Source organism: Vibrio sp. SCP2 (assembly GCF_059295395.1).
Window position 1 is genome coordinate 1 of sequence record NZ_JCAFVV010000004.1, and the last position, 12,535, is coordinate 12,535.

Sequence of the window (12,535 nt, forward strand, 5' to 3'; positions counted from 1 at the left end):
TAACTGGATAACTGGATAACTGGATAACTGGATAACTGGATAACTGGATAACTGGATAACTGGATAACTGGATAACTGGATAACTGGATAACTGGATAACTGGATAACTAAAGTTGCTCCGATATGGTTGAGGAGTCAACTCTAGTTTTCCAGCAGGGCGAAGCCCGATCCCGTTCTCCAGAAACGAAGTGATCCATAGGGCAACGCCCGTTCCCAGCCACCACCCTTTCATATCATATAACTATTTAATCCTTTTCTCGTTTTTTAACCTAGCCTAATCTCTATCCTACAAATCAATTCACTAGAACTGCATCTATTTGAAGCGTTTGCTTTGAAATAGACTTGAAACAGAACAGAGATGAAGGATCACACCATGAGTAAAATCTACGAAGACAATTCTCAAACTATTGGTAACACACCTCTTGTACGCCTAAACAAAGTTAGTAACGGCAAAGTACTAGCAAAAGTTGAAGCACGTAACCCAAGCTTCAGCGTTAAATGTCGTATCGGTGCCAACATGATTTGGGAAGCGGAAAAGGCTGGCACACTTAAGCCTGGCGTAGAGCTTGTTGAACCTACAAGTGGTAACACTGGTGTGGCACTGGCTTTCGTTGCTGCTGCGCGTGGTTACAAGCTAACGCTAACAATGCCTGAGTCAATGAGCCTAGAGCGTCGTAAGCTACTTAAAGCACTAGGTGCAAACCTTGAGCTAACGGAAGCAGCAAAAGGTATGAAAGGCGCGATTGCTAAAGCAGAAGAGATTGTTGCTAGCAACCCTGAAAAATACCTACTACTACAACAGTTCAACAACCCTGCAAACCCACAAATTCACGAGAAGACGACTGGTCCTGAAATCTGGGATGCAACAGACGGTGAAGTTGACGTATTCGTAGCGGGTGTGGGTACAGGTGGTACTATCACAGGTACAAGCCGATACATTAAAGGCGAGAAAGGCAAAAACATTGTTTCTGTTGCCGTAGAACCAGCAGAGTCTCCAGTGATTGCTCAAGCGCTTGCAGGTGACGAAATTCAACCTGCTCCGCATAAAATCCAAGGTATCGGTGCTGGATTTATCCCTGGCAACTTAGATTTAGAACTTGTAGACCGTGTTGAAGCGGTTACATCAGAAGAAGCAATCGCGATGGCTCGTCGCCTAATGGAAGAAGAAGGTATCCTAGCCGGTATCTCATCAGGTGCAGCTGTTGTTGCAGCAAACCGCTTAGCAGAACTCCCTGAATTTGCAGGGAAAACAATTGTTACAGTTCTTCCAAGTTCAGGTGAACGTTACCTAAGCACAGCCCTGTTTGCGGGCATCTTTACCGAGAAAGAGAACGAACAGTAATATGTGTTCAAATCAATTTTTCGTCTAAAAAAGCCCCATTCAGGGGCTTTTTTGTTGATCCCTGCCTCACCTTTGGTAATATCAGGACTGTTTTATTTCTAGCATCAAAATAAAGTGCTAGATGAGAATTTCTCTCAATGGCGAACAACAGCATAGACTGGCGACGCGATTGTTAAATTTACAACCAGTATCAGTTCTGACACGAAATGAACGTTATGCGCCTAGCAGAATAGTACATTTACCGTTAAGCTAAATCTGGTTAAGAAACTATCAAAATATAAATCAATTGGGGTATATAACATGTACGAGAAGCAAGTAGAAATCACTGCAGAAAACGGTCTTCACACTCGTCCAGCTGCACAGTTCGTTAAAGAAGCTAAAGCATTCGACGCGGACATCACTGTGACTTCTAACGGTAAAAGCGCTAGCGCTAAGAGCCTTTTCAAGCTACAAACTCTTGGCCTAGTAAAAGGTACAGTAGTTTCTATCTCAGCTGAGGGCCCACAAGCTCAACAAGCTGTTGACCACCTAGTTGCTCTAATGGATCAACTACACTAATCCGGTCTCCTATTTTCAAAGCCATTTTGTGAAAGCAAAATGGCTTTGTTGGAAATAGGGCCAAATATAAGCTACAAATATTCGTTAGCGCACTCATTATTCTCCCGTTTTAAAGTTGACCAATTTAAGGTAAGGCTATGATTTCAGGCATCCTAGCATCTCCTGGTATTGCTATCGGTAAAGCACTACTACTTCAAGAAGATGAAATTGTCCTAAACACAAACACTATTTCTGATGATCAAGTAGAAGCAGAAGTTGCCCGTTTCTTCGACGCGCGTAACAAATCATCTGCTCAGCTTGAAACTATCAAGCAGAAAGCACTTGAAACCTTCGGTGAAGAAAAAGAAGCGATCTTTGAAGGTCACATCATGCTTCTTGAAGACGAAGAGCTAGAGGAAGAAATCCTAGCGCTAATCAAAAATGACAAGATGCACGCTGATAACGCTATCCACACTGTTATCGAAGAGCAAGCATCTGCTCTAGAATCTCTAGACGACGAATACCTAAAAGAACGTGCAACAGATATCCGTGATATCGGCACGCGCTTTGTTAAAAACGCACTAGGTATCAATATCGTTTCTCTAAGCGATATTAACGAAGAAGTTATCCTAGTTGCTTACGACCTAACGCCATCTGAAACAGCACAAATCAACCTAGACTACGTTCTTGGTTTCGCTTGTGACATCGGCGGTCGTACTTCTCACACTTCTATCATGGCGCGCTCTCTTGAGCTTCCAGCGATTGTGGGTACTAACGACATCACTAAACAAGTTAAGAACGGCGACATGCTGATTCTTGATGCGATGAACAACAAGATCGTTATCAACCCTTCTGAAGGCGAACTAGCAGAAGCGAAAGCAGTTAAAGCTGCCTTCATCGCTGAAAAAGAAGAGCTAGCGAAGCTGAAAGACCTACACGCTGAAACAACTGACGGTCACCGCGTAGAAGTTTGCGGTAACATCGGTACTGTTAAAGACTGTGACGGTATCATCCGTAACGGTGGTGAAGGTGTTGGTCTGTACCGTACTGAGTTCCTATTTATGGACCGTGATGCTCTACCAACTGAAGAAGAGCAGTACCAAGCGTACAAAGAAGTTGCGGAAGCAATGAACGGTGAATCAGTAATCATCCGTACAATGGACATCGGTGGTGATAAAGATCTTCCATATATGGATCTTCCACAAGAGATGAACCCATTCTTAGGCTGGCGTGCAGTACGTATCAGCTTAGACCGTCGTGAAATCCTTCGTGACCAGCTACGCGGCATCCTACGTGCTTCTGCACACGGTAAACTACGTATCATGTTCCCAATGATCATCTCTGTAGAAGAAATTCGTGAGCTTAAGAAAGCAATCGAAGAGTACAAAGCAGAGCTACGCGCTGAAGGCCACGCATTCGATGAAGAAATCGAAATCGGTGTTATGGTTGAAACTCCAGCAGCAGCGGCTATCGCGCACCACCTAGCAAAAGAAGTGGCATTCTTCTCTATCGGTACGAACGACCTAACTCAGTACACGCTAGCGGTAGACCGTGGTAACGAGATGATCTCTCACCTATACAACCCACTATCACCAGCAGTGCTGACTGTAATCAAGCAAGTTATCGACGCATCACACGCGGAAGGTAAATGGACTGGTATGTGTGGTGAGCTTGCAGGTGATGAGCGTGCAACACTTCTTCTACTAGGTATGGGTCTAGACGAGTTCTCAATGAGCGGCATCTCTATCCCTAAAGTGAAGAAAGTCATCCGTAACTCTAACTTTGCTGAAGTGAAAGCAATGGCTGAAGAAGCACTTTCACTACCAACAGCAGCAGAGATTGAAGCGGTTGTAGAAAAATTCATCGCAGAGAAAACTCAATAATCAGCTAATTCCAATAAGATAGGCGGCAAAAATTGTCGTCTATCTTCTGAGATTGGTATACTATAATTCGACAGAATTAAATAAAACGTTAGGAGCATGACACAATGGGTCTGTTTGACAAACTTAAGAAGCTAGTATCTGACGACAGCGCAGAAGCAGGTGCAATCGAAATTATCGCACCTCTATCTGGTGAAATCGTAAATATCGAAGATGTGCCAGATGTTGTTTTCGCTGAGAAAATCGTTGGTGACGGTATCGCGATCAAGCCTGCTGGCAACAAGATGGTAGCTCCTGTAAACGGTACTATCGGTAAGATCTTCGAAACTAACCACGCATTCTCTATCGAGTCTGACGATGGCGTTGAACTATTCGTTCACTTCGGTATCGACACAGTTGAGCTAAAAGGCGAAGGCTTCAAGCGTATCGCTGAAGAAGGTCAATCAGTTAAAGCTGGCGACACTATCATCGAGTTTGATCTAGCGCTACTAGAAGAGAAGGCAAAGTCTACTCTAACTCCTGTTGTTATCTCTAACATGGACGAAATCAAAGAGCTGAACAAGCTTTCTGGTTCTGTAACTGTTGGTGAAACTCCAGTACTACGTGTAACTAAGTAATTCCTACTTAGCAACGCACAAAAAACGCAGCCAATAGGCTGCGTTTTTGTTTTCTATCTATCTCACGTTTAATCACTTCAAACCCAAGGCATATTTGAGAACCTGTGTTTTAAGAGGCCCGGTATTCTCCGCGATTTTAAGTGCCGCATTACGAACCAGTTTTAGTGGACCAATATCGTTACTGAACCCTTTGTAGAACAGATCCATTCCTGATTGCATTAACAGATTATCTGGTCGGCGTTTGCGCTCATATTGCTTCAGTACCGAGTCATCAATAGAGGTTTTACCCTCACACTCTGCAAGCAAGATTGCGACATCTTTAAATCCAAGATTGACGCCTTGCCCTGCCAATGGATTAATGGTGTGTGCAGAGTCACCTACCAGCACACAATTCTTATTAGAATAGGATTGCGCATGACGACGAGTTAAAGGAAAAGAACCAAACTGCAGCACTTTAATATCGCCAAGTTCAGCAGGAAAATGGGTTAAGACTTCTTCTCTCAATTGTTCAGGCGTCAGCGAACAGAGCTGCTTTATGCGCTTCGGGCTGTCATACCAGACTAATGAACCTTGTCCTGTTCCCTGTGATTGAGAAGCTAATGTCGCTAAAGGCAAAAAAGAGCGAGGCCCATGCGGGGTAAACTGCTGCCAAGTAATGTCCTGTTGAGCAAGCTCCGTTTCGACATTAATCAACATACAATGCTGCCTGTAATCCCAAGCGGTAATACCGATTCCTGCCAAGTGACGTACTTTAGAATTCGCTCCATCAGCACCAACGATCAATTCAGCGTCGAAGCTCTCTCCAGACGTTAGTTCGACTCGATTGACCTCATCAAACTTGATGCTTTCTAACGTGTCTGGGCAATACAGCGTAATATTTTCGAACTGCTCTAGTTGTTGCCACAAACCAAGCTGAATCAGTCTATTTTCAACGATATAACCAAGTTGCTGCATGTTAAGAGCATCAGAGTGAAAACGAGTGCGGCACTCAGGGTGTTCCCACGTTTCTAAGCGGCGATATGGGCAGACGCGCATTTGCTCAATCTTTTGCCAAGCACCAAGTTCATCGAGTATGGAAACCGAATGCTCAGAGATAGCAGAAACACGAATATCCATTGGCTGCTCTGGAGAAAAAGCTTTTGGCGCGAAACCTTCGACAAGCGCAACTTTCCTACCCTGCTTGGCAAACCCGATAGCAGTAGCCGCTCCAACCATGCCACCACCAATCACTGCAACATCAAACTTGGTCATAATTTATACTTCATCATATTGATTATTTGGCTGTTTTTTATTGTACGTTTTCATTACTAAAATGTAACGAAAAACCTCAGGCGCACTATGGGCAAATCCCTTGATTGATAACGCTTTGAATAGATTTTACAGCAACACTAGTCAGTAGGTTTTTAAACCAGTACAATACGCCGCTTGCCAATCTATAGGCACAAAATTTAGTCATACATTAAACTCAAATGGATGACTTACTGGAAACATTGGGCGATTTGCTCCCTTAATTTAAACTAACGATCGAGCGAACAAAATGAGTAAGAAACTGCTAATCAAAACCTGGGGCTGCCAGATGAACGAATACGATTCATCAAAAATGGCGGATCTACTGAACGCGGCTAACGGCTATGAGCTGACGGAAGAACCAGAAGAGGCAGATGTACTACTTCTTAATACCTGTTCAATTCGCGAAAAAGCGCAAGAAAAAGTATTCCACCAGCTTGGTCGTTGGAAAACGCTAAAAGATAAAAAAGAAGGTGTGGTAATTGGTGTTGGCGGCTGTGTTGCTACTCAAGAAGGTGACCACATCCGCGAGCGTGCGCCATTTGTTGACGTTATCTTTGGCCCACAGACACTGCACCGTCTGCCAGAGATGATCAAACAGTCACAGTCAAATGAAGCGCCTGTTATGGATATCTCTTTCCCTGAGATCGAGAAGTTTGACCGTCTACCAGAGCCTCGTGCTGAAGGTGCAACCGCGTTCGTTTCAATCATGGAAGGCTGTTCTAAGTACTGTACTTACTGCGTAGTACCGTACACTCGCGGTGAAGAAGTTAGCCGTCCTATGGATGACGTTCTATTCGAAATCGCCCAGCTTGCTGATCAAGGCGTACGTGAAGTAAACCTATTAGGCCAGAACGTAAACGCGTACCGTGGTCCAACCCATGAAGGCGATATTTGCTCTTTCGCAGAGTTACTACGCCTAGTTGCCTCTATTGATGGCATCGACCGTATTCGTTTCACAACTAGTCACCCACTAGAATTCACTGACGACATCATCGCCGTTTACGAAGATACTCCTGAGCTTGTGAGCTTCCTGCACCTACCTGTACAAAGTGGTAGTGACCGTATTCTGACGATGATGAAGCGTCCACACACAGCGATTGAATACAAGTCGATCATTCGTAAGCTGCGTAAAGCGCGTCCTGATATTCAAATCAGTTCTGACTTCATTGTTGGCTTCCCAGGCGAAACGGCGAAAGATCACCAAGATACGATGAAGCTAATCAAAGACGTTGATTTTGATATGAGCTTTAGCTTTATCTTCTCTCCTCGTCCGGGAACGCCAGCGGCGGACTATCCATGTGATGTACCAGAGCAAGAAAAGAAAGAACGTCTATACGAACTGCAGCAAACCGTAAACACGCAAGCTATGCGTTACTCTCGCTTAATGCTTGATACTGAACAACGCGTTCTTGTTGAAGGCCCATCGAAAAAGAATCTAATGGAACTTCGCGCACGTACAGAGAACAACCGCGTGGTTAACTTCGAAGGCAGCGCAGACTTAATCGGTCAGTTTGTTGATGTGAAGATCACTGACGTTTTCGCTAACTCACTACGTGGCGAATTGGTTCGTACTGAAAAAGATATGGACCTACGATCTATCATTTCACCAACTCAAATGATGGCTCGCACCAAACGTGAAGATGAGCTAGGTGTAGCGACTTTTACGCCTTAAGCTTGAAAATAGCTGTATAAGTTACCATCTTAGAGATAGGTAACGATCGCCATTAGAAGCCCGGTCTAAATCGGGCTTCTTTCGAATGGCATATTTTGAGAGGCAACTTTGAGCAATAAAATTGTAACTCTAGAAATCAATCTAGAACCTTCTGATAACCGCCGCTTAGCCAGTTTGTGCGGTCCTTTCGATGACAATATCAAGCACTTAGAGCGTCGTTTAGGCGTTGAAATCAGCTACCGTGGCAACTTTTTTACTATCGTTGGTAAACCACACACTAGCGCTGCAGCACTTGAAATCATCAAAACACTTTACGTCAATACCGCTCCTGTTCGTGGCAATATTCCAGATGTAGAACCAGATGAAATTCACCTTGCGATCAAAGAGACAGGTGTTTTAGAGCAAGACCTTGAGTCAAGCTTCGAGCACGGTAAAGAAGTGTTCATCAAGACCAAAAAGGGTGTCATCAAACCACGTACACCAAACCAAGGTCAGTACCTGATGAACATGGTGACGCATGACATCTCTTTCGGCATCGGTCCTGCGGGTACAGGTAAAACCTATCTGGCGGTTGCGGCTGCGGTAGATGCTTTAGAGCGTCAAGAAATTCGTCGCATCTTACTGACTCGCCCTGCGGTTGAAGCGGGTGAGAAACTCGGCTTCTTACCGGGTGATTTGAGCCAGAAAGTCGACCCATACCTTCGTCCGCTCTATGACGCCCTATTCGAAATGCTCGGCTTCGAAAAGGTTGAAAAACTGATTGAACGCAACGTGATTGAAGTTGCACCACTGGCTTATATGCGTGGTCGTACCCTCAATGATGCTTTCATCATCTTGGATGAAAGCCAAAACACTACCGTGGAGCAGATGAAAATGTTCCTAACGCGTATTGGTTTTAACTCGCGCGCCGTGATCACAGGTGATATCACCCAGATCGACTTGCCGCGAGGTGCTAAGTCTGGGCTACGCCATGCCATTGAGGTGTTGAGCGAAGTTGATGACATCAGCTTTAACTTCTTCCAGTCTGACGACGTTGTTCGCCACCCAGTTGTTGCACGTATCGTTAACGCGTATGAGAAATGGGAAGCGAAAGATCAAAAAGAACGCAAAGAGTTCGAAAAGAAACGTCGTGAAGAGCGCGAAGCACAATTGATCGAAACGGCTAAAGCTGAGCTTTCAAAAAAAGTACAAGCTGAAACAGCTGAAGGTAAGTCATGAGTATCGAACTAGATCTACAATTAGCGGTCGAAGATGAAAAAGGCTTACCAAGTTTTGATGATATTCATCTCTGGTTAAGCTCAGCGGTGACAAAATTCCAACCGCAAGCCGAAGTGACTGTGCGTTTGGTTGATGAACAAGAAAGCCATCAACTTAACCATGACTATCGTGGCAAAGATAAGCCGACCAATGTGCTCTCTTTTCCATTTGAAGCGCCTCCGGGTATTGAGATGGATTTGCTCGGAGATCTGATCATCTGCCGACAAGTTGTAGAACGTGAAGCGGTAGAGCAAAACAAACCTCTAATGGCTCACTGGGCGCATATGGTTGTACATGGTAGCCTGCATCTGCTAGGTTATGATCATATCGATGATGACGAAGCGGAAGAGATGGAGTCACTCGAAACAGAAATCATGCAAGGTATGGGTTTCGAAGACCCCTACATTGATGAGAAAGCGTAAAATCGAGGCTGTTTTCAACTCGGTTTTACCAACGTGAGCTATCACACATCTGATAGCGTTACTTAAATGAGAAACAATGAACGAAGACAATTCGCCCTCTTCTCTAGAAGGTAAGAAAGAAAAATCTGAAGGTCCGAGTAGAAAGTCCTTCTTCGGACGCCTAGGTCAACTTTTTCAAGGTGAACCAAAAGATCGCCAAGAGCTTGTGGATGTGATCCGTGACTCTGAAGAAAATGACCTGATCGACCACGACACCCGAGACATGCTTGAAGGTGTTATGGAGATCTCTGAAATGCGTGTGCGTGACATCATGTTACCGCGTTCGCAAATGGTTACGGTTGACCGCAGTGACGATTTAGACGCACTGATCAACCTTATCACTGATGCTCAGCACTCTCGCTACCCAGTAATCAGTGAAGATAAAGACCATGTTGAAGGTATTCTGTTAGCGAAGGACTTACTTAAATACTTAGGTTCTGGCAGCGAGCCATTTGATATCGAGCAAGTTATCCGCCCAGCGGTCGTTGTTCCTGAGAGTAAGCGTGTCGATCGCCTACTCAAAGAGTTCCGTGAGGAACGTTATCATATGTCTATCGTTGTTGATGAATTTGGCGGCGTATCTGGTCTTGTCACCATCGAGGACATCCTTGAGGAAATCGTTGGAGAAATCGAAGATGAATTCGACGATGAAGAAGAACTGGATATTCGCAAGCTAAGCAAACACACTTTTGCAGTGAAGGCTCTAACCACTATCGAAGAATTTAACGATACGTTTGGAACCTCTTTCAGCGACGAAGAAGTCGACACTGTAGGTGGTATGGTTATGACAGCATTTGGTCATCTACCTTCTCGTGGCGAGGTGGTAGAAATTGAAGGGTATAACTTCAAAGTGACTTCAGCAGATAACCGTCGTGTTGTGCAGCTACAAGTTACCATTCCTGACGAAGAGCTCATTGCAGACTCTACTGAAGAGTAACGCTAACCTCCCTTAGGGGAAGAGATAATATATACGATGATAAATTCCCTTTTTCATCGCCTAAAACGGCCGCTTGCGGCCGTTTTTGTTGGCGCTTTAACCACACTTGCATTTGCACCTTATCAATTATGGCCGCTAGCGATTGTTAGCCCTGCCATTGTTCTTTTACTCATCCACCAGCAATCAGCGAAACGTGCACTTTGGATTGGTTATGCATGGGGGCTTGGTCAATTTGCGACTGGCATCAGCTGGGTTCATGTCAGCATCGATAATTTTGGCGGTATGCCGAAAATTGCTAGTGTCTTTCTCATGGCGCTGCTAGTCGGTTACTTAGCCATCTACTCAGCCCTATTCACTTGGAGTCTTAATCGCTTCTTCCCTGCATCAACACGTACTCGATACATGTTGGTCGCACCTGCGCTATGGCTTATCTGTGACTGGCTCCGTGGTTGGGTCATGACGGGTTTCCCTTGGTTATGGCTAGGTTACAGCCAAATAGACAGTCCTTTGGGTAATTTCGCTCCCCTTGGCGGCGTAGAGTTTATAACCTTACTAATGGTTGTCAGTGCAGGAGCCATCGCTTATGCCAGCTTACATCGCCAATGGTTACTGCTACTCATCCCATCAGCTATCTTTATGACAGGTTTTGGCTTGCAGTCTGCTCAGTGGGTAACACCAAACCCTGAGCAAACCACCAAAGTTGCGCTCATTCAAGGTAACATCGCACAAGAGTTAAAGTGGCAGCCAAGCCAACGATGGCCAACCATTCTGAAGTACACCGACCTTACTCGTGAGAACTGGGATGCGGACATCATCATTTGGCCGGAAGCCGCGATACCAGCGCTTGAGTACGAGATTTCCTCTTTCCTAAGTAATCTCGATTCCGCAGCGCGTATGAATAACAGTGCGGTGATAACAGGAATCGTCAATCAAGGCGAAGATAAGAAGTTCTACAACAGCATTCTCACACTCGGTAAAAACCCGAATGGGGATTACAGCTACGACATGAGCCTTCGTTACCATAAGCATCACCTACTGCCGTTTGGTGAGTTTGTCCCATTCGAAGAAGTGCTGCGACCAATCGCGCCGTTTTTTAATCTACCGATGTCTTCATTTAGCCGTGGTGATTTTGTCCAACCCAACATTGACGCCAATGGCAAACAAATGGCCCCAGCTCTTTGTTATGAAATCATCTTTAATGAGCAGGTAAGACAAAACGTCAATCAAGACACAGATTTTATCCTCACTCTGTCTAACGACGCTTGGTTCGGACACTCAATTGGCCCGCTGCAACATATGGAAATCGCCCGTATGCGAGCACTTGAGCTTGGTAAACCTGTTATTCGCGCCACCAATAACGGTGTCACAGCCGTGACAGACCATAAAGGTCATATCACAGCTCAAGTACCGCAATTCGAAACCGCTGTTTTACGCGCCGAGATCCCATCGACATCCGGCGAAACCCCTTACCGTCAGTTTGGCACCTGGCCGATGTATATTTGGGTTGTGTTGAGTTTAGTTGTTGGGTGGAGAGCTAGGACAATAGCGAGTTAGGGAACGCTACGCTTATGGAAGCGGGATGCGGGAACGGACTTCGTCCTACAGATAACTGGATAACTGGATAACTGGATAACTGGATAACTGGATAACTGGATAACTGGATAGTTTTTGAGGGTTGGTACATGGTATCAACCCTTTTTATTTTCAATAAATTACTCAGTCATCCTCAAGAGCGAGGGACGAGCGAGTTGGGGATCTCTAGAAGCGAGTCGAATACATTAAGAGATTCCCTACTCCTTCCTTCGTCAGTCTAGGGAATGACGTCATATAGCGTCGCTCTCCTCTCGAAGGGCGAAGCCCGATCCCGTTTTCCCGAAACGAAGTATTCCATAGGACGAAGGTCCGTTCCCGCATCCCGTAGGACGAAGTCCGTTCCATCTCTTCAAGGCTTAAGCGCCTGACGGCTAAACCCTTTATGTCCGCAATTGGTACAAGGGATGATCACCGTTGGGTGGTTATATTGTGTCTTATGTCCACATTCATCACAGACCAATACCCCTAATCCAATCACTTCACCAGCCTGATACAGACCTTGATGTTCGAGATCTTGGAACAGCTCTACCCACTCCACTTTAGTCCGGTCAGTAATATCTAACAGACCCTGCCAAATCGAGTCAGCGACCATCAAATAGAATGGTCCACCTTTGGATTCTTCGTAGTTATCAGCGAACTCTTTTAAATCCGACTTCACGTACGCCGAAACCAAAGCCAACTCATCTTTAGTGAGATCATTGGCGGCTTGCGCTACTTTCCCTGAAGTTTCAATAACATTATTAACTTCATCTGGGCTGTGCTTGAGCGTTTCCACAACGTCTTCAAGCATCTCTTCATAACCTGCTTTTCTTTTTGGCATCGCTGACCTCCGTAATGAATCTCACAAACAAACTCGATATGTCGACTCAAGGTCGCCCCCTAACCATTTAAAGCTAAGGAGAGTATGGATTGGCTATTGTTGTGCACCTTTCCTTTAGGTATTCTATGA

Annotated in this window: 12 protein-coding genes; 9 read left to right on the top strand and 3 right to left on the bottom strand. The window is 45.1% G+C overall.

Annotation, left to right across the window (positions count from 1 at the left end):
- Positions 1 to 232 (bottom strand): hypothetical protein (locus tag AC5O63_RS13330; RefSeq protein ID WP_494505323.1); only part of this gene is annotated, 232 nt, incomplete at its 3' end.
- 141 nt (positions 233 to 373) lie between these two features.
- On the opposite strand from AC5O63_RS13330, the gene cysK reads away from it, so the two are divergent.
- The 4 genes from cysK (at position 374) to crr (ending at position 4,376) form a co-directional block, all read left to right on the top strand.
- The gene (gene cysK / locus AC5O63_RS13335) at positions 374 to 1,342 is read left to right on the top strand and encodes a cysteine synthase A (protein WP_004746230.1); all 969 of its coding nucleotides are present in this window, start codon (positions 374 to 376) and stop codon (positions 1,340 to 1,342) included.
- 300 nt (positions 1,343 to 1,642) lie between these two features.
- The gene (locus AC5O63_RS13340) at positions 1,643 to 1,900 is read left to right on the top strand and encodes an HPr family phosphocarrier protein (RefSeq protein ID WP_004415108.1); all 258 of its coding nucleotides are present in this window, start codon (positions 1,643 to 1,645) and stop codon (positions 1,898 to 1,900) included.
- A 137-nt stretch (positions 1,901 to 2,037) separates the two neighbouring features.
- Complete coding sequence (ptsI, locus tag AC5O63_RS13345; protein WP_171325316.1) at positions 2,038 to 3,762, top strand: phosphoenolpyruvate-protein phosphotransferase PtsI; 1,725 nt, start codon at positions 2,038 to 2,040, stop codon at positions 3,760 to 3,762.
- A gap of 104 nt (positions 3,763 to 3,866) precedes the next feature.
- Positions 3,867 to 4,376: a PTS glucose transporter subunit IIA gene (gene crr / locus AC5O63_RS13350; protein WP_004746232.1), complete on the top strand. Its 510-nt coding sequence runs from the start codon at positions 3,867 to 3,869 to the stop codon at positions 4,374 to 4,376.
- A 72-nt stretch (positions 4,377 to 4,448) separates the two neighbouring features.
- Here the strand turns inward: crr and AC5O63_RS13355 are convergent, their stop codons facing one another.
- Positions 4,449 to 5,627: a 2-octaprenyl-3-methyl-6-methoxy-1,4-benzoquinol hydroxylase gene (locus AC5O63_RS13355; protein ID WP_494505324.1), complete on the bottom strand. Its 1,179-nt coding sequence runs from the start codon at positions 5,625 to 5,627 to the stop codon at positions 4,449 to 4,451.
- 286 nt (positions 5,628 to 5,913) lie between these two features.
- Here AC5O63_RS13355 and miaB point away from each other — a divergent pair, with 286 nt between their 5' ends.
- The 5 genes from miaB to lnt all read left to right on the top strand — a co-directional run bounded on the left by miaB (position 5,914) and on the right by lnt (position 11,547).
- Positions 5,914 to 7,338 (top strand): tRNA (N6-isopentenyl adenosine(37)-C2)-methylthiotransferase MiaB, encoded by a 1,425-nt coding sequence (gene miaB, locus AC5O63_RS13360; RefSeq protein ID WP_494505325.1) that lies wholly within the window; start codon positions 5,914 to 5,916, stop codon positions 7,336 to 7,338.
- A gap of 108 nt (positions 7,339 to 7,446) precedes the next feature.
- Positions 7,447 to 8,556 carry a PhoH family protein gene (locus tag AC5O63_RS13365; RefSeq protein ID WP_004746235.1) on the top strand — a complete coding sequence of 370 codons (1,110 nt, stop codon included), beginning with the start codon at positions 7,447 to 7,449 and terminating at the stop codon, positions 8,554 to 8,556.
- Positions 8,553 to 9,017 (top strand): rRNA maturation RNase YbeY, encoded by a 465-nt coding sequence (gene ybeY, locus AC5O63_RS13370; protein ID WP_004746236.1) that lies wholly within the window; start codon positions 8,553 to 8,555, stop codon positions 9,015 to 9,017. Before AC5O63_RS13365 ends, ybeY begins: the two co-directional genes overlap by 4 nt.
- A 76-nt stretch (positions 9,018 to 9,093) precedes the next feature.
- The gene (gene corC / locus AC5O63_RS13375) at positions 9,094 to 9,993 is read left to right on the top strand and encodes a CNNM family magnesium/cobalt transport protein CorC (RefSeq protein ID WP_004746237.1); all 900 of its coding nucleotides are present in this window, start codon (positions 9,094 to 9,096) and stop codon (positions 9,991 to 9,993) included.
- 36 nt (positions 9,994 to 10,029) lie between these two features.
- Positions 10,030 to 11,547 (top strand): apolipoprotein N-acyltransferase, encoded by a 1,518-nt coding sequence (gene lnt, locus AC5O63_RS13380; protein WP_494505326.1) that lies wholly within the window; start codon positions 10,030 to 10,032, stop codon positions 11,545 to 11,547.
- Positions 11,548 to 11,935: 388 nt separating this feature from the next.
- On the opposite strand, the gene AC5O63_RS13385 is transcribed toward lnt, so the two are convergent.
- Complete coding sequence (locus AC5O63_RS13385; protein WP_171325340.1) at positions 11,936 to 12,406, bottom strand: zinc ribbon-containing protein; 471 nt, start codon at positions 12,404 to 12,406, stop codon at positions 11,936 to 11,938.
- Between the last annotated feature and the right edge of the window lie 129 nt (positions 12,407 to 12,535).

Excerpts from the sequence above, each read along its gene's own strand:
- cysK (WP_004746230.1), top strand. The coding sequence starts at position 374 with ATGAGTAAAATCTACGAAGACAATTCTCAAACTATTGGTAACACACCT.
- AC5O63_RS13340 (WP_004415108.1), top strand. The coding sequence starts at position 1,643 with ATGTACGAGAAGCAAGTAGAAATCACTGCAGAAAACGGTCTTCACACT.
- ptsI (WP_171325316.1), top strand. The coding sequence starts at position 2,038 with ATGATTTCAGGCATCCTAGCATCTCCTGGTATTGCTATCGGTAAAGCA.
- crr (WP_004746232.1), top strand. The coding sequence starts at position 3,867 with ATGGGTCTGTTTGACAAACTTAAGAAGCTAGTATCTGACGACAGCGCA.
- AC5O63_RS13355 (WP_494505324.1), bottom strand. The coding sequence starts at position 5,627 with ATGACCAAGTTTGATGTTGCAGTGATTGGTGGTGGCATGGTTGGAGCG.
- miaB (WP_494505325.1), top strand. The coding sequence starts at position 5,914 with ATGAGTAAGAAACTGCTAATCAAAACCTGGGGCTGCCAGATGAACGAA.
- ybeY (WP_004746236.1), top strand. The coding sequence starts at position 8,553 with ATGAGTATCGAACTAGATCTACAATTAGCGGTCGAAGATGAAAAAGGC.
- corC (WP_004746237.1), top strand. The coding sequence starts at position 9,094 with ATGAACGAAGACAATTCGCCCTCTTCTCTAGAAGGTAAGAAAGAAAAA.
- lnt (WP_494505326.1), top strand. The coding sequence starts at position 10,030 with ATGATAAATTCCCTTTTTCATCGCCTAAAACGGCCGCTTGCGGCCGTT.
- AC5O63_RS13385 (WP_171325340.1), bottom strand. The coding sequence starts at position 12,406 with ATGCCAAAAAGAAAAGCAGGTTATGAAGAGATGCTTGAAGACGTTGTG.